Consider the following 19445-nt stretch of genomic DNA (forward strand, 5'->3'; position numbering starts at 1 on the left):
AGACAAATTAATTTGAGATTGCCCCATTCCGCACCGTCGGTGAACTGAAATAGCATACGCCCCCATTTCTGAGTCCGATCGGGCGCATTTTGCGTGAAACAGGATGAAGAATATGGCGCAACCCATTGCCAGACAAGGATTTCCGGCAAGCTTCGATTTTGGCCGAATGTTTCACGACCCACCCGTTTTGGGTTGTCACATGCCGCTGGCATGCGGAATCCCCGCCCATTGCCGTCAATATGCGGGGTTCCCGCGCATGTCGAGCCTTTTCCAGTTCGGGAGAGTTGATACGTGCCGCTAGAGGGCCGCCCTGCCCCTGTTAACTGAAACGAGTGGGAACTCCCAACTTCACCCTCATTAAATGGGGACATATCAATGGTCTCACGATATCGCATTTGGGACATGTCTCCGCAAGCGCTCAGCAGCATAGCCTCAGCGCGTGAGCGCACGCGCGACGATGGGGGAACACTCCCGACGATGTCCGGACCTCACTACCCGGCGTTCCGCGGCAACGCCCCGTGGGACGTTCCATTTTTTATATAGCCTAGCGCTGCCGAGCTTCCAGACATCGGGTTCCTGTTGTCACGTGACAACTCACCTGTCGATCACCGAGGAGCCGGGTGGACCAACGCTCTCGGTATCGGTGATACCTTTTCTTCCGAGCAACATGTCACCTACGCCGCGAGCGCCGGCCCACCACGACGTCCCTTGACGATCGCGAAGTCGCTGTTACCACTCACGCTTGAATCCATTTGTCACGTGACAACTCCATCTCATTGCCGAATAGGCATACATGGTCATGGGCGGTGCGTCGTAGGGAATTGAAGCGAAGAGATTTCTCCAGAGCCCCAGTCGCAAGCGAATCGAAGATTTCCTGCGGGAGTCGGTCCGGGAGAAATCGGGAATCCAACGATTTTGTCACGTGACAACCGTCGGCTTCAGGCGACCAACACCATCACCGCTATGGACTCGTGCGGGATTTCGGATGAGGTATGCGCACGACGAAACGCCAAGTCTCGGCTAAAGATCTCGTTATGGACACCAAAGGTGGTCGGATTACTTCCCGTTTTTTCGTTAGTCGTTTTGCAACCGTATCGGTGATTTTTTATCGCGTCGCTACGTTCGACCACCGCTCGGCCATTCGGCCTATTTGTCACGTAACAACCACAACAGCCAATAAAAAATCCACGTCATGGAACGCCTTTCTGGACATTTCTTGAATAACTGCATATATTACGCAAAACTCCTTGGAGGAATTTAATGGCTTTCAAGATCGCCGTCAGTAATCAAAAAGGTGGGACTGGAAAGACAACCATCTCCGTCAACATCGCAGCTGCGTTCGAAGCCGGCGGCAACAAGGTCGCGCTGATCGATGCCGACCCTCAAGGCACTTCCGTCCGGTGGGTCACAAGCGGCGAGAACACACTCCCGATGACTGTCCTGTCGCTCGCGCCGGCCGGCCGCGGTATCGGCGGTGAGATCAAGAAGCAGGACGCGAACTACGACGTGATCGTCGTCGACTGCCCCGGCAACCTGGAAGATCCACGTATTGCCTCCGTCCTCGAAGTGGCGGACTTCTGCCTGGTGCCGCTTTCGCCGTCGCCGGCCGATTTGTACAGCACGGTTGCGATGATCCGCATGATCGAGTCGATGCGTGCCGTTCGAAATCCTCAACTTTCTTCCGCATTAATGCTGAATAGCGTCAATGGAAAAACTAAAATGCGTGAAGAAATTTTAAAAATTTTACGGGCTGAAGAAATAGGGGAGCATCTACTCGATAGCCAGATCGCGCAACGCGAGGTCTATCGTCAGACGTTCGCGCTCGGCACCACGATCCATCATCACAATCGATACCTGAAGGGGCTGAAGGAAGCCCGGGCAGAAATCGAAAAGCTGGTCACGGAAATGGCCCAATACATCGCGTCGACGCGCGCTACCGGAGCCGCCCATGGCTAAGGACACCTCGAAAGACAAGAAACCGACCGGCAACCTGCATCTGGCAGCCGGCCTGCTGCGCGGACTCGCGCAGGAAAACGCGGCGCTCGAAACACGGCTGCCCGAGCCGGCGGCCGCGCCAGCTGCCGTCGTCGAAGCGGCGCCCGCCAGTGCGCCGGCCGCAACCGCGCCCGCCGGTACGCCCGATCTGGGCGCGCCGCAGAAAGTGCTGGTCAAGGACTGCATCCCGAACCCGTTCAACCCGCGCGTGTTCTACTCGGAGTCGAGCCTGCACGAACTCGCACTGACGCTGAAACGGGAAGGGCAGATCGAGCCGATCAAGGTCACGCGGCTCCCAGAATTTCCCGGCAAGCTCGTCGTGATCGACGGGCAACGCCGGCTGCGTGCAACGAGCATCAACGGTGACGAGACGATCAATGCGACGTTCCGCACCGATCACACGCCCGAGCAGCTCTATACGATCGCGTATCGGGCGAACCACGATCACGAACGCCAGACGATCTTCGACGATGCGGTCGCGTGGAAACGTCTCCTCGACGAGAAAGTCTTTGCCGACCAGAACACGCTGGCGGAGAAAATCGGCAAGGACAAGGCATCGATCAGCAAGACGCTGTCGCTGAACGCGCTGCCGAACACGTTGCTGGAGCGGATGGCGAGTGCGAACGACGTGGTCGGTCTGCAGGCCGCGTACTTCCTGAAGCTGATCTTCGAACGCCTGGGCGAGCCGACGGCCGACCGGCTGCTGACGGCCGTGATCGACCGGAAAAAATCCGTCCGCGATCTCGAGAATTTCCTGCGAGCACAAAGCGACGGCGCCAAGAAGGCCGGACGCACGCGCTATAGCGTCCGTCATGACTTCGCGCTCGAATCGCGCGCGATCGGCCAGTTGAAGACTTATCCGGACGGACGTCTGGATCTGCAGCTCAAGGGCGTCGACGCATCCCACCAGGAAGCGCTTGCCGACAAGCTCAAGACCGTCATCGACGCGTACGTCGCCGATCTGGCGGCGGCCACGCCAAAGTAACGCGCCACGGGCAAAAGGCCTCGCCTTCGCGCTGCGTCGCGAAGGCGGACTGCAACACCGTCCGCCGCACGACGGCGAGGCCGCGTTCAGTTGCCTGCGAGACTGCTTTTCAGCAGGAATTCCAGCAGGTCGTCCGAGGTTGGCTCGCCCCACGTATCAAGCGCCAGCCATCGGAAGAAGCTGGTCTGCGCGAGCTTGCTCGCCTTCTTCTTCGGTGACAGCGTCAGGTCCTTCGAACCCGCCACCGTCTCGTTGTAACGCTCGATCAGCTTGGTCTGGTCGTCGATCTCCAGTTCGCGGAAATACGCGCCGGCTTCCTCGACCTTCGCCGCCAGATATTTGTCGCGAATCTGTTCCTGCTTGCTCTGCGCGGATTCCTTCGCCGGCGCGGCCGCTTCGGTTCCCTGCCCGTCGGCCAGCGTGTAACCGTGTGTCAGCGCCTTGCGGAAGTACGCGGCAACGTTGTCGACCGGCGCCGCATTTTTCTTCGTCGTCCGATTGAGCGTATAGGCGATCGCCGCCTTGATACGCTGCACGCCGTATTGCGTGATCAGCCGGCGCGCCTCCGAACGCGGAATGCCGAACTTCGCGACCTCCTCGACCAACGCTTCGTTCTTGACGTCGCCGTCTTCGACCGTATCGGTGCTCTGCTTGCGCGTCACCTTGAACTGCACGGCTTCCACGCTGCGGCCGGACTTGTGTTCGATCAACTCGAGCGTGTGGTCCGATACTTCGTTCACCTCCTGAATGCATGGCACCAGGACCTTGCTCTTGAACAGCTTGTATTCCTTGTACGACTGCGATGCCTTGTCCTGGCCGAGAATGAGGTCGCGGAATTTCGGCAGCGGAATCTTCGCGGTGATGCCGATCCCTTCGTAGCGCACCGTGTTTTCCCACAGCGCGAGCGAGTGCGATCGCCGGAACTCGCGGGCGATCCGCATATCGATCAACGCATAGATTTCGGGATTGAGCAGTTCGCTGCGAATCTGGTCGGAGAAGCTGTACTTCAGCACCGATTGCTCGAGTTCCGCGCCGGCGAGCAGGCCCGACGCTTTCCAGACCGTCGAACGGTCGGCGGCCAGGTAGTCCCAGTTGACGACGGTACTGATCAACGAGTTGACCGTATCCTTCACGTACTTCGTATTGTTGCTGTTCAGCCCGCTCTCGTGCGACAGCGACGCGATCGAGATCGAGAAGCTCGTCCGGCCCGGTTCGAACGCCTCCTGTCGAAGCGCGTTCTTGATCAACGAGCTGAACATCTTGCGCTGCTGCAGACCGATCTTTCCCGACTTCGGTGCGATATGAATCGCCTGGACCGCCTTGCGCAGCAAGTCGGGCGGCTCGGGTGTCTGAAACAGCGAAACCTGTTTGTCTGAGCCTTTGCTTGCGGGCTTGCGCGGCATCGTGGTGTCCGGGTAAGGTTGCCTTATTGAGAGCGGACTTTATACCTTTTCGTGCGACGGAGCAACGCCCTTGCTCCAGCATCACTTTCACTATCTGAGCTAACTATCAGATATGTAATGGGAAATCCGTGTTGCGCGATTTGTTCAGAGCCCCATATCCGTCTACCTTTTGATCAAAATACTTCCCAAAAGCCGCTACCTTTCCTGGCTCGACAGCGCAACCCGGCACAAGATTTGCCACACGAAGGTACCCATCCATGGGGGCAAACGAGCGGAATCGAGATCGCCGGGAAGATTCGTGGTGCCCCGCAACACGGTCGCCTTTTTCTCCCATAACTGGCTACCTTTGTCATTTCCCATAGGAGGGTACCTGTCAGCGGGGTCGGCACAGCTGCTTTCCGGCTTGAAGGTGGAAATCGCTCCCATAAACGGCAACCATTCGTTTTCCCCATAGACGGTAACCTGTCCGGGGCCTCGGCCCTGTCTATGGGAAGGCTTCATTGAGCCCTCGAGCGACGAGTAGCGAATCGACTAAGACAATCGCCCATAAACAGCTACCTTCGAGATCCCCCATAACCGGCTACCCAAAGAAAATCGCTGTGCCTACATCCGACTACCCCACCCGGAAAAGCACCCCATAAAGAGCTACCTTCATGTGTTCCCATAGACGACTACCCAGCACGATTTACGGTCGATTTCCCATAACCGGATACGTTCGCCCCATATCCACAACCCGGATTCCCCACAACACGGTACCCCAACCCCCAAATCCACAGACCTGAAACCCCAAACCCTTCCACCTGTGCTCCCATAAATGGGTACCGAACACCCCTCAAACCCTTGCCAGACAAGGCTCTGAGCCGTCTAAAAGTAGTTAAAGAAGTAAACGTGGTTTACCAAAGATGTAAACACACGTGTGCTTGCACAGAAAGACGAACCCCATAAACCGCTACCCATGGGAGTCGTCTATGGGACATCCATCGCCAGGAGCCTCAATACAGACCGACTCGGCCCTCTTTGACACGCTGTTCCCGGAAAGCTCCAGGCCTGACAAGGCCTCCCAAAGAGGTAAGTACCCACTCACAAGCGCCGAAACGTAGAAACTTATGGGAGGGAATCCGCAGATTCGACGTAGAGGTTCCCGTTTATGGGACCCAAAAATATGTCCCGTGGCACCTTCCGCACCATCGACTGACGAGCGCAGCGGATCCCGTCGCTTTCCCCCGCAGCAGTTCGAAATCATCCTGGACTGCCCGCGAATGGTTTTTTGTGCTCGCGCTGCCTCGCCTAGGGACAAGTTTTTGTCGATTGCCTGTGATGCTACTCGCCAAATTTAGCCCGTGGACTGTGCCGGGAGGATCCGATCCCTGGGTGTTTTCCGTCCAGCGTCCCGTCCGTTTTTCTACCTTTCGAGCTCCACCCGGGAGGTCATTGCCGTGTCCGTCGACATCGTTCCGAATCAACGTGAGGGCGCCGTCGGTACCGAAGCTCACCGCAATCGAATTCCCCGATGCTCCCGAACATGCTCACCTGCCAAAAAACCGGAGTCCCGTAAAAGCTCACCGATAGGCGGTGGCACCGGTATAAGCAAGCCGTGTAGATCGCAGCCCTCATCCACATAAGGAACCATCGATGGGGAGCAAACAGAAAAGGATCGACCTCCCTGTGTGACGCCTGAGAGTCGGCGAGCACGATTGCACAGACGGACAACCTCACGGGCCACAGGCATATCCACCCGGCGAACGCTGCTCGCTCATGATGGGTGTCAGCGCATCCGTGCAGCCCGTCGGGCCTGCTTCTTCACCGCTCGCGCAGCCCTCGCCTTTTTCGTCAGACGTGCGGGTCGACAACCCGCTTTGTCTCCATACACAGGCAACCTTCTGCATCACGGTGCGGCAGGCGGTATCGGATAGATCACCGCACGCCGCAACGATGCAACGTAACCGTCTGAACCGCCGACGAAACGAATCGTGGTCGTTTATGGGAGGAACCGTCGCTCAAGCCGCTTCGAACGATAACGTGACGGACGGATCGACTGCTGCTGCAGTGATCGGGCAAGCACAACGATCCTCACGTCGCGCATGAGCGTATCGATATCTCCACCAGTGAAACACCCGTCGGCGTCTCACGCCCGGTCGAGTCCTGCGGTTGCGGTCATCGAGCGCACCAACCGCGTTGTCTCCCATACGTGTATCCCCAATTCCGCCAGCACGTTGACGCCACAATTTTTGCGACACGGTTATGATGCTCAAGTCCTGACCGCGACATGACGACTGGTCAGGACAGGGGCGGTATCTCGATGGTTTTTCAAACCGTGATGGTCATCAAAAAAGAGAGTTCAGCGATGCGAATCCAGATCAGAAAACTCACGCTGGCTGCTACCGCAGCCGCTTTCCTGTTCGGCTCGGCCGTTCCGGCCTTTGCGCAGGAAACCGCAAGCGCGCCGGTTGCACAGGACGCCAAGGCCGCGAAGAGCGAAGCGCGCAAGGCGGCCAGGGCCAAACGCAAAGCCGAGCGCAAGGCTGCGCGTGCGAAGAACACCGCCGAGCTGAAGAAACTCGAAGACGCTGGGTACAAGCCCGCGGCCAATGATCCGAACTATCCGCAGAACCTGCAGAACGCGGAGAAGAAGGCCGGCGCTGCAAGCCAGTAAGCGTCGTCCGGCGGCAAGCCACGGTTCGATCCGCGGCTTGCCGCGTGTGGCGATTGCGCGATGCACGAAGGCAAACACGTTCCGCGCATTTATTCAATTCGATTCGGAATCCTGCACGTCGTGAAGATGCACGACACACAGGCACGGGCGCTCAGCGCCGCCCGCCCGGCGCAGTCGCGCTTCCCGTTGCCTTCAGCCAGTCCTTGAACGCGCGTACGGCGTCGTCGTCGGCCCGCGCTAACGCCACATACGTAAAGTAGCGCCACGGCGGCAGCGCCGGTTCGCTGAACGGCTGCACGAGCCGGCCTTCGGCGATGTCGTCGGCGACGAGCGCGATCGGCCCCATCGCGACGCCGAGCCCGTCGAGCGCGCCTTGCAGCGTCAGGTAGAAATGCTCGAGCGTGAGCGAGTGCCGCGGTACGAGATTCGGGTGCCCGGCCGCCGCGAGCCACTCCGGCCACATGCCCGGATAGGTCGCCGCGTGCAGCAGCGTGAAGCCGGCGAGATCGGCAGGCGTCTCGAGCGACCGGCCCTCCAGCAACTTCGGCGCGCACACCGGCAGCCGGACCTCGGAAAGGAATTCTTCCGCAACGTACCCGTCGATGGCCTGCGGGCCGCCGCGAACGATCAGGTCGACCTTGTCGCGCAGCTTGTCGATCGGCTCGTTCGACGTCGACAGCCGCACTTCGATGGCCGGATGCGCGACCTGGAACGACGACAGTTTCGGGACGAGCCAGCGCAGCGAGAACGTCGCGGGCGCGGCGACGCGCAGCACGCGCTGCTGCGCGTGGCCGAAATGCTGCGCGGTGGCAAGAGCGATCCGGTCGAACGAAGCACCGACCTCGGCGAGGTACGCGCGGCCGGCCGCGGTCAGTTCGACGCGCCGGTTGTGGCGTTCGAACAGCGGTCGCCCGAGCCACGCTTCTAGTTGTTGCACGTGCCGGCTGATCGCGCCGTGCGTGACGCACAGCTCGTCGGCGGCCAGTGTGAAACTGCCGAGCCGCGCGGCGGCTTCGAACGCGCGCAGCGAATTCAACGGAGGGAGTCGTCGGGCCATTGCATCGTTTCGCGTGATATTTACTCACGCGAGGTTTCAGGTTTAATCGTTTGATCGAGTGATCCGGCTCCGCCAATATGGCACACAAACGGCCGACCTGGCCGAGCGAATGTCTGAATTTCTCACATGGAGTACGGAGCATGCCGAACGTGGTGGTGGTGGGCGCCCAATGGGGCGATGAGGGCAAGGGGCGCGTCGTGGACCGGCTGGCGGCGCAGGCCGATCTCGTCGCACGCTACAACGGCGGCCACAACGCGGGCCACACGCTGGTCGTCGGTGGCAACACGTACAAGCTCGCGCTGCTGCCCAGCGGCATCGTGCGCGGCAAGCGCGGCGTGATCGGCAACGGCGTGGCGCTCGACCCGGAAGCGCTGCTCGCGGAAATCGGGCGGATGGCCGAACTCGGGCTGTCGGTGACGCCGGACAACCTGTCGATCGCCGAGAACGCGACGCTGGTGCTGCCGATCCATCGTGCGATCGACCAGGCGCAGGAGCGTTTGCGCCGCGAACCCATCGGCACCACGCTGCGCGGGATCGGGCCGGCCTACGAGGACAAGGTCGGGCGTCGCGGGCTGCGTGTCGGCGATCTCGCGGAACCGGGCGGGCTCGCGGCCAAACTCGACGTGCTCGTCGACCATCACAACGCGTGGTTCCGCGGCCTGGGGCTCGACGAATACGATCGCGACGCGATGCTGGCGATGCTGGTCGCGCTTGCACCGAAGATCCTGCCGTTCGTGCGTCCGGTGTGGGCCGACCTCAACGACGCGACCGATCGCGGCGAGCGCATCCTGTTCGAGGGCTCTCAGGCCGTGATGCTGGACATCGACTGGGGCACCTATCCGTTCGTGACGTCGTCGGGCACCGTGGCATCCGCCGCGGCGGCCGGCACCGGGCTTGGTGCGTCGAAGCTCGGCCACGTGCTGGGTGTGACGAAGGCGTATGCGACGCGGGTCGGCGGCGGACCGTTCCTCACCGAGCTGACTGGCGCGACCGGCGAAACGCTGCGTGCGCGCGGACAGGAATTCGGCGTCAACACCGGCCGGCCGCGACGCTGCGGATGGCTCGACGCCGCGCAACTGCGTCAGGCCGTCAGGATCTCGGGCATCGATTCGCTGGCGCTGACCAAGCTCGACGTGCTCGATGGTTTCGAGTCGATCGAGCTGTGCGTCGGTTACGAATTCGACGGCGCGCGCGTCGATCATTTGCCCGCGAGCCTCGATGCGCAATCGCGCGCGAAGCCGCTCTACGAACGGTTCGAAGGCTGGCAAGGTTCCGTGAAGGGCGTACGCGAGCGTACGGCGCTGCCGCGGGCCGCGCAGGCGTTCATCTCGCGCATCGAGGCCGTGGCGGGCGCGCCGGTTTCGATGATCACGACCGGCGCGGAGCGTGACGACACGATCGTGTTGCGCAATCCGTTCGATGCTGCCGCGGCCGCGTAATGCGTGAGATGCGCTAGATGCGCTAGATGCGCAGGGCGTCGATCGAGAGCGGGATCATGGCCGGCGGGGAGTTTTTGCCGAGCGCAGCGGTGGGCCTGCCGGTCCCTTCGATACGCATGCCCGCCCGGCCAGGATGCCGCGCGGCGAGCGGCTCCGCAGTACGATTCGGCCTCCGGATCACACCGCCTACGGCGAACTGGACACGCCTGCAACGCTGCTGTACTGTTCCGCACAATTCGCGCCAGACCGGCGTGTGCCTGCGTTGCCGGCACCCTGGCCGCACGGCGGCGCGACGTGACAATCCCCGGGGACAGGTCGATGGACACGTTACAGATGATGCGCATTTTCGTCCGGGTCGCGGAAGAGGGCAGCTTCACGAGCGCGGCCCAGCGCCTGGACATCACGACGGCCTACGCGTCGCGTTCGGTCGCGCAACTCGAAACGCATCTGCGCACGCGCCTGCTCAACCGCAGCACGCGCCGCATCGCGCTGACCGACGCCGGGCAGCGCTATCTCGACCGCTGCCAGCGTATCCTCGGCTATATCGACGAAGCGGAAGCCGAGGCGGCCGATGCACAGGTGAAGCCGTCCGGACGGCTGCACGTCCACGCGACGACGAGTTTCGGCCAGTCCTACGTGGTGCCCGCGGTCGTGCGCTACCGCGAACGCTATCCGTCGGTCGCGGTCGAGCTGACGCTGTCGCAGCACGTGCCCGACATCATCGACGAAGGCTACGACGTGTCGCTGCAGTTGAGCACGACGGAGCTGCCCGATTCCGGGCTGGTATCGCAGCGGCTCGGCGACGTGGGCAGCGTGTTGTGCGCGTCGCCTGCCTACCTGAAGGCGCGCGGCACGCCGCGCACGGTGAGCGATCTCGCCGGGCATGCGTGCCTGCGGCTCGTCACGTCGCTCTTTCCGCGCGACCGCTGGCATCTCGACGGCCCGAACGGACGCGAAACGTTCGAACTGGCGGTGCCCGATTTCCAGGTGAATATCGCCGATGCGCTCGGCGCCGCGTTACGCGCGGGGCTCGGGATCGGCCCGCTGCCGATGTCGGCTGCGCTGCCCGCGCTCGCGAGCGGCGCGTTGGTGCGCGTGCTGCCCGATTACCGGTTGCAGAAGCTGACGGTCTATACGCTGTATGCGTCGCGTCAGTATCTCGATGCGAAGATCCGCACGTTCGTCGATTTCCTGCGGGAATGCGTGCCGGAGATGCTGTCCGCCGACGAGGCTGCGTTGAACGCTTGCTGCGTGTCCCGTCATGCCTGATTCATGCATGATCGGTACGTGAGTACCGCGCACTGTCTTTCGGTTCAATATAAATAATGTGGAGTCCTGCGTTAAAGAGCAGCGCATCGCGGATGTGTTCTATCAAGCCGGCATCCTGCCGAAACGCGTCGACGTCAGCCTGGCGGCGGCGCCTTCGCTCCCGTGAGCGAGTAGCCGGCCCGACGATCGGGTTCGCGGTGAGCAGCGAACCGCATGCGATACGCGTTCATGGTGCGACGCGCGACAGCGGCACCGCTTCGCCGCGCAGCCGCGCGACGTCGCGGCCCGGCGCGTCGCCGAACAGCCGTGCGTATTCGCGGCTGAACTGCGACGCGCTCACATAGCCGACACTGCGGCATGCCTGCCGCGCATCCATCGCCGACAGGCACATCAGGCGGCGGGCCTCCTGCAGCCGCAGCACCTTCTGGCATTGCAACGGACTCATCGACGTGACCGCACGGAAGTGATGGTGGAAGGTCGACGGGCTCATCTCCACCTGTCGCGCGAGCGCGTCGACCGCCATTGGATCGAGATAGTGATCGCGAATCCATGCGACGGCGCGCGAGATGCGCTGGGTCGTCGAATCGGCGTCGCCGATCTGCGCGACGCGCGCGCCCGACGGGCCGCGCAGCAGCCGGATGAGGATTTCGTCGACGATCAGCGGTGCGAGGAGGTCGAGGTCGTCCGGTTGTGCGATCAGTTGCATCAGCCGCGCGACGGCGTCGACGATTTCGGGCGTCGCGTCGAGCGTGTCGAGTGCGCGATAGTCGACGGCTTTCGGCAACCCGCGCGGAAAGACGACGGGCGTGAGCGCCGCGATGCGGCGCGGATCGAGTTCGAGTTGCACGTAAAGGAACGGCTCGGCCGGGTTCGCGCGCGTCACGCGTCCGGTCGCTGGCAGGTCGGCGGTGGCGACCAGCATCCGCGACTCGTCGATCGTGTAGGTATCGTCGCCGACCCGCATCGACTTCGCGCCTTGCCCGACGATGCTCAGGCACGCGTGGTGCACGCCGTGGTTCCACTGCGGTGGCGGCGCGGAGGCGCGCGCGACGCGCATGCCGCGCAACGGAAGGTCGAACATGCCGTCGTGCGGCGCGTACGCGGCGATCAGCGCCGCGAGCCGGGCTGCGGGCGGTCGGGCTGGCGACCGAGCATCGTGATCCGGTGGGTGGCGCGGTTGCGGCGGCGTTCGGGCGTCGATTTCCATGTTGTGTGAGCGGTTGGCGGAGTGGGCGATGCGATGCGCGCGTTGCGATCCGCTGCTGGGGCGCAGGCACGGCGGTCACATCGTACGGCCAGTTGCGTGCGCGGGATTGCCTAAACCTGTCCGAAATTAGCCCGATCATCCGGACCTGCATGGTCGGCGGCCGCGTCGCCTGTCGTGGCGGGGTGTGCGGCGCACAAATTCGGAAATTAAGGCAAAACAATCGCAGGATCGGGCAAGCCATTTTCCGGCGGTTTCCCTACCATTGCACCTGCTGAAGGAAATGCGATTCAGCGCGCCCGGACGATACGGGCAACACCGTCCGCGTGATGCGCGGACACCGCCGGCCTTGCCCGCGCGTCGCCGCCGCGAATCGCCGGGAAAGAATCAGGACTGCGATTGAACGATCATGCATCGGGCTTGCCGAGGCCGGCTTGCGTCCGTTGCAAGCCGACGCATCCCAGTCGCGAACGTGTCGACCGACCCGGCGGAGCCGGTGTCGGGGCCGCCGCAGTGGCCGGGCCGATGCGGGCTGGCTATGGCGCGGCGTCGGGTGCAGATAGACGGGCAGTCGTCCGTGCAGGGAAATCCGGACAAATGGACCAACTTCAATCGATTCGGGCATTCGTGACGGTGGCAAGGGAAGGCGGGTTTCGCCGGGCGGCGACGCGGTTGCGCGTGTCGACGGCGATGGCGAGCCGGCTGGTCGATGCGCTCGAGACGCGCCTCGGCGCGCGCCTGCTTCAACGCAGCACGAGCCACCAGTCGCTGACGGAAATCGGCGAGCTGTATCTCGCGCGCGTCGAGCGGATTCTCGGTGCGATCGACGAGATCGACGGCCGCTTCGTCGCGATGGGCAGCAAGCCGGAAGGCGTATTGCGCGTGGCCGCGCCGGTGGCGTTCGGGCTCAGCCAGTTGAGCGCACTGCTCGATCGTTTCGTGCACCGGTTTCCGGACGTGCGGCCGACCGTGACGCTGACCGATGCCCACGTCGACCTGACTACCGAGGACATCGACGTCGCGTTCCTGACCGACGGCATGCCGGTGTCCGGCGCGCACGCATTGCATACGCTGGCCGCGTACGAATCCGTGCGCGTCGCGGCACCCGATTATGTTGCCGCGCACGGCGGCGCGGCTGCGTCCGGCGACTGGCCGGACATCGCGACCGTGCGGCTCGAGTTGCCGGCGGCCGACGACGACCACGCGGCCGGGATTCGATCCGGCGTCGCGCCCGGCAATACGGGCGTCGGCCATCTCGAGATGGCGCGACGGCTGGCCGTGGCCGGCATGGGCGCGGCGGTGTTGCCCGCGTATCTCGTCGACGCCGATCTGGCGGCCGGCACGCTCGTGCGCGTGGCGCCGCTCCACCCGCTCGCGCCCGTCACGCTGAAGCTCGCGCATGCGCGTGCCGCCCGTCTGCCGGCCGCCGCGCGCGCGTTCATCGAATTCGCCGGCGCCGCATTCCGGCCCGCGCGCTAGCAGTCTGGCAGAACGCACGGCAACGCGATCCCGCCGAGGCAGCGGGCTCGCCATTCTTTTTCGGAAGCAGTTCGGCGAACGAACGCTCCGCCGGGTGCAACGCACACCCGCAACACGTGTCCGCATCCGCGGCGTACAGGAAGCTGCAGGTCCGCCGCGCGTCAGGGCCATGAGGAGATCTGGTGATTCCCATTGAAGGTCGTCTAATTGTGAGAGGTCGCTCCATGCGCGTCGAACGGGTTCCATACCGCTTAATCACTGCCGCAACGGCTGCTGTTTTCCTGGCCGCGTGCGGGAAGAAAGAATCGGCGCCGCCGCCGCAAACGCCGGAAGTCGGCGTCGTCACCGTGCAGCCGCAAGCCGTGCCGGCGGTGACCGAATTGCCGGGCCGCACCAGCGCGTTCCTGGTCGCGCAAGTGCGCGCGCGGGTCGACGGCATCGTGCTGCGCCGTGAATTCACCGAAGGCACCGACGTGAAGGCCGGTCAGCGCCTGTACAAGATCGATCCGGCGCCGTACATCGCGGCGCTGAACAGCGCGAAGGCGACGCTCGCGAGGGCGCAGGCGAACCTCGCCACGCAGAACGCACTGGTCGCGCGCTACAAGGTGCTGGTGGCCGCGAACGCGGTCAGCAAGCAGGACTACGACAACGCGGTCGCCACCCAAGGCCAGGCCGCGGCGGACGTCGCGGCCGGCAAGGCGGCGGTCGACACCGCGCAGATCAACCTCGGCTATACGGACGTCGTGTCGCCGATCAGCGGCCGCGTCGGCATCTCGCAAGTGACGCCGGGCGCGTACGTGCAGGCGAGTCAGGCGACGCTGATGTCGACGGTGCAGCAGCTCGATCCGGTGTACGTCGACCTCACGCAGTCGAGCCTCGAAGGGCTGAAGCTGCGTCAGGACGTGCAGAGCGGCCGTCTGAAGACGAGCGGCCCGGGCGCGGCGAAGGTGTCGCTGATCCTGGAAGACGGCAAGACCTATTCGGAAGCCGGCAAGCTGCAGTTCTCGGACGTGACGGTCGACCAGACCACCGGCTCGGTGACGATCCGCGCGGTGTTCCCGAACCCGGGCAAGGTGCTGCTGCCGGGGATGTTCGTGCGTGCGCGGATCGAGGAAGGCGTGAACGAGAACGCGTTCCTGGTGCCGCAGATCGGCGTCACGCACGACCAGAAGGGGCAGGCGATCGCACTGGTCGTGACCGCGGCCAACAAGGTCGAGATGCGTCCGTTGACGACGACCGGCACATATGGCCAGAACTGGATCGTCGAAGGCGGTCTGCAAGCGGGCGACCACGTGATCGTGCAAGGCGTCGACAAGGTGCGCCCGGGCGCGACGGTGAAGACCGTTGCGGCACAGCTTGCATCGGCGCCGGACGCCGCATCCGCCACCACGGCAGGCGCCGCGCCGGCAAGCGCCGCGCTGGCGACTACCGCGGCCAGTGCCGCAGCGAGTTCGGCCGCCGCGTCGAGCGCGCAATAACAGGGAGTCCGTTTCATGGCCAAGTTCTTTATCGATCGCCCGATCTTCGCGTGGGTGATCGCGATCGTGCTGATGCTGGCCGGCGTCGCATCGATCTTCAAGATGCCGATCGCGCAGTATCCGACGATCGCACCGCCGACGATCCAGATCCAGGCGAACTATCCGGGCGCTTCCGCGAAGACGGTGGAAGACACGGTGACGCAGGTGATCGAGCAGCAGATGAGCGGTCTCGACAACTTCCTGTACATGTCGTCGACGAGCGACGATTCGGGCAACGCGACGATCACGCTGACCTTTTCGCCGGGCACGAATCCGGACGTCGCGCAGGTGCAGGTGCAGAACAAGCTGTCGCTCGCGACGCCGAACCTGCCGCAGGTCGTGCAGCAGCTCGGCATGCAGGTCACGAAGTCGAGCAGCAACTGGCTGATGTGGTTCGCGTTCAACTCCGAGGACGGCCGGATGTCGAAGGAGGATCTGACGAACTACGTGGCCTCGCACGTGCTCGATCCGCTGAGCCGCGTGAACGGCGTCGGCCAGACGCTGCTGCTCGGTTCGCAGTTCTCGATGCGGATCTGGCTCGACCCCGTCAAGCTGACCAACTACAGCCTCACGCCGACCGACGTGACGGCCGCGATCACGCAGCAGAACGTGCAGATCGCGGGCGGCCAGATCGGCGGCACGCCGGCGAAGCCGGGCACCGTGCTGCAGGCGACGATCACCGAATCGACGTTGCTGCGCACGCCCGAGCAGTTCGGCAACATCCTGCTGAAGGTCAACCAGGATGGCTCGCAGGTTCGGCTGAAGGACGTCGGCCGCGCGGCGCTCGGTTCGGAAAACTACACGTTCGACACGAAGTACATGGGGCAACCGACGGCCGGCCTCGGCATCCAGCTCGCGACCGGCGCGAACGCGCTGGCGACCGCGAACGCGCTGCGGGCCAAGATCGACGAGTTGTCGAAGTATTTCCCGCATGGTCTCGTCGTGCACTACCCGTACGACACGACGCCGTTCGTGCGCCTGTCGATCGAGGAAGTGGTCAAGACGCTGATCGAAGGTATCGTGCTCGTGTTCCTCGTGATGTACCTGTTCCTGCAGAACCTGCGGGCGACGATCATCCCGACGATCGCGGTGCCGGTCGTGCTGCTCGGCACGTTCGCGATCATGGGCATCGTCGGCTTCTCGATCAACACGCTGTCGATGTTCGGTCTCGTGCTCGCGATCGGCCTGCTGGTCGACGATGCGATCGTGGTGGTCGAGAACGTCGAGCGCGTGATGGCGGAAGAGGGGCTGTCGCCGAAGGAGGCGACCCGCAAGGCGATGAGCCAGATCACCGGCGCGCTCGTCGGCGTGGCGCTCGTGCTGTCGGCGGTGTTCGTGCCGGTGGCGTTCTCCGGCGGTTCGGTCGGCGCGATCTATCGTCAGTTCTCACTGACGATCGTGTCGGCGATGGTGCTGTCGGTGCTGGTCGCGTTGATCCTGACGCCCGCACTGTGCGCGACGATCCTGAAGCCGATCGAGAAGGGGCATCACGAAGAGAAGAAGGGTTTCTTCGGCTGGTTCAACCGCACGTTCGATCGCAGCCGCGATCGCTATACGAGCGGCGTGAACCACGTGATCCGGCGCTCGGGCCGCTGGCTCGTGATCTACCTGGTCGTGTTCCTCGCGGTCGGCGTGATGTTCGCGCGGCTGCCGAAGTCGTTCCTGCCCGATGAAGACCAGGGCTACATGTTCATGATCGTGCAGACGCCGTCCGGCTCCACGCAGGAAACGACCGGCAAGACGCTCGACAACATCAACACGTACCTGACCACCGCCGAGAAGAACGTGGTCGACTCGGTGTTCACGGTCAACGGCTTCAGCTTCGCGGGTCGCGGCCAGAATGCGGGCCTCGTGTTCGTGAAGCTGAAACCATACGAGCAGCGCCAGCGTTCGGACCAGAAGGTGCAGGCGCTGATCGGCCGGACTTTCGCGCACTATTCGACGTACAAGGACGCGATGGTGATTCCGTTCAACCCGCCGTCGATTCCGGAACTCGGTACGGCTGCCGGCTTCGACTTCGAGCTGACGGACAACGCCGGCCTCGGTCACGAAGCGCTGATGGCCGCGCGCGGCCAGTTGCTCGGGATGGCCGCGAAGGATCCGGCGCTCGCGCTGGTACGCCCGAACGGCCTGAACGATACGCCGCAGTACAAGGTCGACATCGATCGCGAGAAGGCGAACGCGCTCGGCGTGACGGCCGCGGCGATCGACCAGACGTTCTCGATCGCGTGGGCGTCGCAGTACGTGAACAACTTCCTCGATACCGACGGCCGGATCAAGAAGGTGTACGTACAGTCCGATGCACCGTTCCGGATGACGCCGGAAGACATGAACATCTGGTACGTGCGCAACAGCGCGGGCGGGATGGTGCCGTTCAGCGCGTTCGCGACCGGCCACTGGATCTACGGGTCGCCGAAGCTCGAGCGCTACAACGGCGTGTCGTCGATCGAGATCCAGGGGCAGGCCGCGGAAGGCAAGTCGACCGGCCAGGCGATGGCCGCGATGGAAGCGCTCGCGAGCAAGCTGCCGGAAGGCATCGGCTATTCGTGGACGGGGCTGTCGTTCCAGGAAATCCAGTCCGGCTCGCAGGCGCCGATCCTTTACGCGATCTCGATTCTCGTCGTGTTCCTGTGTCTCGCGGCGCTGTATGAAAGCTGGTCGATCCCGTTCTCGGTGATCATGGTCGTGCCGCTCGGCGTGGTCGGCGCCCTGCTCGCGACGATGCTGCGCGGCCTCGAGAACGACGTGTTCTTCCAGGTCGGCCTGCTGACCACCGTGGGCTTGTCCGCGAAGAACGCGATCCTGATCGTCGAGTTCGCGCGCGAACTGCAGGCGGCCGGGAACATGGGCCCGGTGCGCGCGGCAATCGAGGCGGCGCGCCTGCGGCTGCGCCCGATCCTGATGACGTCGCTCGCGTTCATGCTCGGCGTGCTGCCGCTCGCGATCAGCAACGGCGCGGGTTCGGCCAGCCAGCACGCGATCGGCACGGGCGTGATCGGCGGGATGATCACGGCGACGTTCCTCGCCATTTTCATGATCCCGATGTTCTTCGTTCGGGTTCGCGCGATCTTCAGCGGCGAAACGGAAAACGTCGACGACGCATGGCGTCTCGTGCAGGGTGACCTGCAGCGCGGTCACGACGACGCACACGATTCGAAGGGGCAGTAACGATGCAAAAACATGCTTTGACTGCAACCGCGGCCGCACTGGCTGCCGCGCTCTTTGCCACGGGCTGCACGATGGCGCCGCATTACAAGCGGCCCGACGCGCCAGTCGCGCAGGCGTACCCGGCCGGCGGTGTCTACGCGACGCAGCCGGGCGCGGCCGGCGCGCGCAGCGCGAACGGCCAGGCGGCGACTGCCATCGGCTGGCGCGAGTTCTTCGTCGATCCGCGCCTGCAGCGGCTGATCGAGATCGCGCTGAAAAACAATCGCGACCTGCGCGTGTCGGTGCTGAACATCGAGGCCGCGCGCGCGCAGTACCAGATCACGCGCGCGGGGCTGTTCCCGACGCTCGACGGTACGGGCACGGGCAGCATCCAGCGTTTCCCGGCCGGCGTATCGCAGACGGGCCAGCCGCTGATTTCGCGTACCTACAACGTCGGATTGTCGGCGTCGTGGGAGCTCGATCTGTTCGGTCGCGTGCAGAGCCTGAAGGACCAGGCGCTCGCGCAGTACCTGTCGACGTCGTACGCACGGCAGGCGTCGGAGATCTCGCTGGTGTCGCAGGTGGCGGATCAGTACCTGACGCTGCTGTCGACCGATGACCTGCTGAAGGTTACGGAGGACACGCTGAAGACCGCGCAGGCGTCGTACGACCTGACCAAGCTGCAATTCGACAACGGGACGGGTTCCGAGCTCGAGCTGCGTCAGGCGCAGACGGTGGTCGAGACGGCGCTTGCGAACCAGCAGGCGCAGGCACGTGCTCGCGCGCAGGCGCTGAACGCGCTGGTGCTGCTGATCGGCGAGCCGCTGCCGGACGACCTGCCGGCGGGCATGCCGCTCGACGCGCAGAACCTGCTGACGGACGTGCCGGCTGGCCTGCCGTCGGACTTGCTCACGCGTCGTCCGGACGTGATGCAGGCCGAGCAGACGCTGCTGGCCGCGAACGCGAACATCGGCGCGGCGCGTGCGGCATTCTTCCCGAAGATCTCGCTGACAGCCGCGTTCGGCACCGCGAGCCCGACGCTGGGCGGCCTGTTCAAGGCCGGCACGGCGGCGTGGTCGTTCGCGCCGAACATCGCACTGCCGATCTTCGAGGGCGGGCAGAACATCGCGAACCTGGACCTCGCGAACGTGCAGAAGCGCATCGAGATCGCGAACTACGAGAAGGCGATCCAGTCGGCGTTCCGCGAAGTGTCGGACGGGCTTGCCGCACGCGGCACGTACGACCAGCAGATCGCGGCGCTGGAGCGCAACGAGCACGCGCAGCAGCGTCGCTTCGA

The 19445-nt window shown here is 63.8% G+C and carries 12 protein-coding genes; 9 read left to right on the forward strand and 3 right to left on the reverse strand.

What is annotated here, in order from left to right:
• The first annotated feature begins 1260 nt into the window (after positions 1–1260).
• Together CFB81_RS34540 and CFB81_RS34545 are read left to right on the forward strand one after the other, a co-directional pair.
• Positions 1261–1956 carry a ParA family protein gene (locus CFB81_RS34540; protein ID WP_069619693.1) on the forward strand — a complete coding sequence of 232 codons (696 nt, stop codon included), beginning with the start codon at positions 1261–1263 and terminating at the stop codon, positions 1954–1956.
• Entirely contained in the window at positions 1949–2980 is a 1032-nt protein-coding gene (locus CFB81_RS34545; RefSeq protein WP_069619692.1) for a ParB/RepB/Spo0J family partition protein, read from the forward strand. Before CFB81_RS34540 ends, CFB81_RS34545 begins: the two co-directional genes overlap by 8 nt.
• An 86-nt stretch (positions 2981–3066) precedes the next feature.
• Here CFB81_RS34545 and CFB81_RS34550 read toward each other — a convergent pair whose 3' ends face one another.
• Positions 3067–4383, reverse strand: a complete 1317-nt coding sequence (locus tag CFB81_RS34550; protein ID WP_069619691.1) for a replication initiation protein — start codon at positions 4381–4383, stop codon at positions 3067–3069.
• Between the two features lie 2344 nt (positions 4384–6727).
• Here CFB81_RS34550 and CFB81_RS34560 point away from each other — a divergent pair.
• Entirely contained in the window at positions 6728–7036 is a 309-nt protein-coding gene (locus CFB81_RS34560) for a hypothetical protein (RefSeq protein ID WP_069619690.1), read from the forward strand.
• A 151-nt stretch (positions 7037–7187) separates the two neighbouring features.
• Here CFB81_RS34560 and gcvA read toward each other — a convergent pair whose 3' ends face one another.
• Positions 7188–8093 carry a transcriptional regulator GcvA gene (gene gcvA, locus CFB81_RS34565; protein ID WP_089438118.1) on the reverse strand — a complete coding sequence of 302 codons (906 nt, stop codon included), beginning with the start codon at positions 8091–8093 and terminating at the stop codon, positions 7188–7190.
• Positions 8094–8233: 140 nt separating this feature from the next.
• Here gcvA and CFB81_RS34570 point away from each other — a divergent pair, with 140 nt between their 5' ends.
• Together CFB81_RS34570 and CFB81_RS34575 are read left to right on the forward strand one after the other, a co-directional pair.
• The gene (locus CFB81_RS34570) at positions 8234–9532 is read left to right on the forward strand and encodes an adenylosuccinate synthase (protein WP_089438119.1); all 1299 of its coding nucleotides are present in this window, start codon (positions 8234–8236) and stop codon (positions 9530–9532) included.
• A 318-nt stretch (positions 9533–9850) separates the two neighbouring features.
• On the forward strand, positions 9851–10801 hold the full coding sequence (locus CFB81_RS34575) for a LysR family transcriptional regulator (protein ID WP_069619687.1): 951 nt from the start codon (positions 9851–9853) through the stop codon (positions 10799–10801).
• A 226-nt stretch (positions 10802–11027) separates the two neighbouring features.
• Here the strand turns inward: CFB81_RS34575 and CFB81_RS34580 are convergent, their stop codons facing one another.
• Positions 11028–12008 (reverse strand): AraC family transcriptional regulator, encoded by a 981-nt coding sequence (locus CFB81_RS34580; protein ID WP_089438120.1) that lies wholly within the window; start codon positions 12006–12008, stop codon positions 11028–11030.
• 594 nt (positions 12009–12602) lie between these two features.
• Here CFB81_RS34580 and CFB81_RS34590 point away from each other — a divergent pair.
• The 4 genes from CFB81_RS34590 to CFB81_RS34605 all read left to right on the forward strand — a co-directional run.
• Positions 12603–13484, forward strand: coding sequence for a LysR family transcriptional regulator (locus CFB81_RS34590; protein ID WP_069619685.1), 882 nt, complete (start codon positions 12603–12605; stop codon positions 13482–13484).
• Between the two features lie 224 nt (positions 13485–13708).
• Positions 13709–14962 carry an efflux RND transporter periplasmic adaptor subunit gene (locus tag CFB81_RS34595; protein ID WP_089438121.1) on the forward strand — a complete coding sequence of 418 codons (1254 nt, stop codon included), beginning with the start codon at positions 13709–13711 and terminating at the stop codon, positions 14960–14962.
• A gap of 15 nt (positions 14963–14977) precedes the next feature.
• Entirely contained in the window at positions 14978–18169 is a 3192-nt protein-coding gene (locus tag CFB81_RS34600; protein ID WP_089438122.1) for an efflux RND transporter permease subunit, read from the forward strand.
• A gap of 2 nt (positions 18170–18171) precedes the next feature.
• Positions 18172–19445, forward strand: a 1274-nt coding sequence (locus CFB81_RS34605; RefSeq protein WP_089449593.1) for an efflux transporter outer membrane subunit, incomplete at its 3' end; no start/stop codon positions are given.

The sequence above is a fragment of the Burkholderia sp. AU28863 genome (genome assembly GCF_002223195.1).
GTDB classification, from domain to species: domain Bacteria; phylum Pseudomonadota; class Gammaproteobacteria; order Burkholderiales; family Burkholderiaceae; genus Burkholderia; species Burkholderia sola.

What these genes read in the sequence shown, in the direction of transcription:
- CFB81_RS34540 (WP_069619693.1), top strand. Translation starts at nt 1,261, where the DNA reads ATGGCTTTCAAGATCGCCGTCAGTAATCAAAAAGGTGGGACTGGAAAG.
- CFB81_RS34545 (WP_069619692.1), top strand. Translation starts at nt 1,949, where the DNA reads ATGGCTAAGGACACCTCGAAAGACAAGAAACCGACCGGCAACCTGCAT.
- CFB81_RS34550 (WP_069619691.1), bottom strand. Translation starts at nt 4,383, where the DNA reads ATGCCGCGCAAGCCCGCAAGCAAAGGCTCAGACAAACAGGTTTCGCTG.
- CFB81_RS34560 (WP_069619690.1), top strand. Translation starts at nt 6,728, where the DNA reads ATGCGAATCCAGATCAGAAAACTCACGCTGGCTGCTACCGCAGCCGCT.
- gcvA (WP_089438118.1), bottom strand. Translation starts at nt 8,093, where the DNA reads ATGGCCCGACGACTCCCTCCGTTGAATTCGCTGCGCGCGTTCGAAGCC.
- CFB81_RS34570 (WP_089438119.1), top strand. Translation starts at nt 8,234, where the DNA reads ATGCCGAACGTGGTGGTGGTGGGCGCCCAATGGGGCGATGAGGGCAAG.
- CFB81_RS34575 (WP_069619687.1), top strand. Translation starts at nt 9,851, where the DNA reads ATGGACACGTTACAGATGATGCGCATTTTCGTCCGGGTCGCGGAAGAG.
- CFB81_RS34580 (WP_089438120.1), bottom strand. Translation starts at nt 12,008, where the DNA reads ATGGAAATCGACGCCCGAACGCCGCCGCAACCGCGCCACCCACCGGAT.
- CFB81_RS34590 (WP_069619685.1), top strand. Translation starts at nt 12,603, where the DNA reads ATGGACCAACTTCAATCGATTCGGGCATTCGTGACGGTGGCAAGGGAA.
- CFB81_RS34595 (WP_089438121.1), top strand. Translation starts at nt 13,709, where the DNA reads ATGCGCGTCGAACGGGTTCCATACCGCTTAATCACTGCCGCAACGGCT.
- CFB81_RS34600 (WP_089438122.1), top strand. Translation starts at nt 14,978, where the DNA reads ATGGCCAAGTTCTTTATCGATCGCCCGATCTTCGCGTGGGTGATCGCG.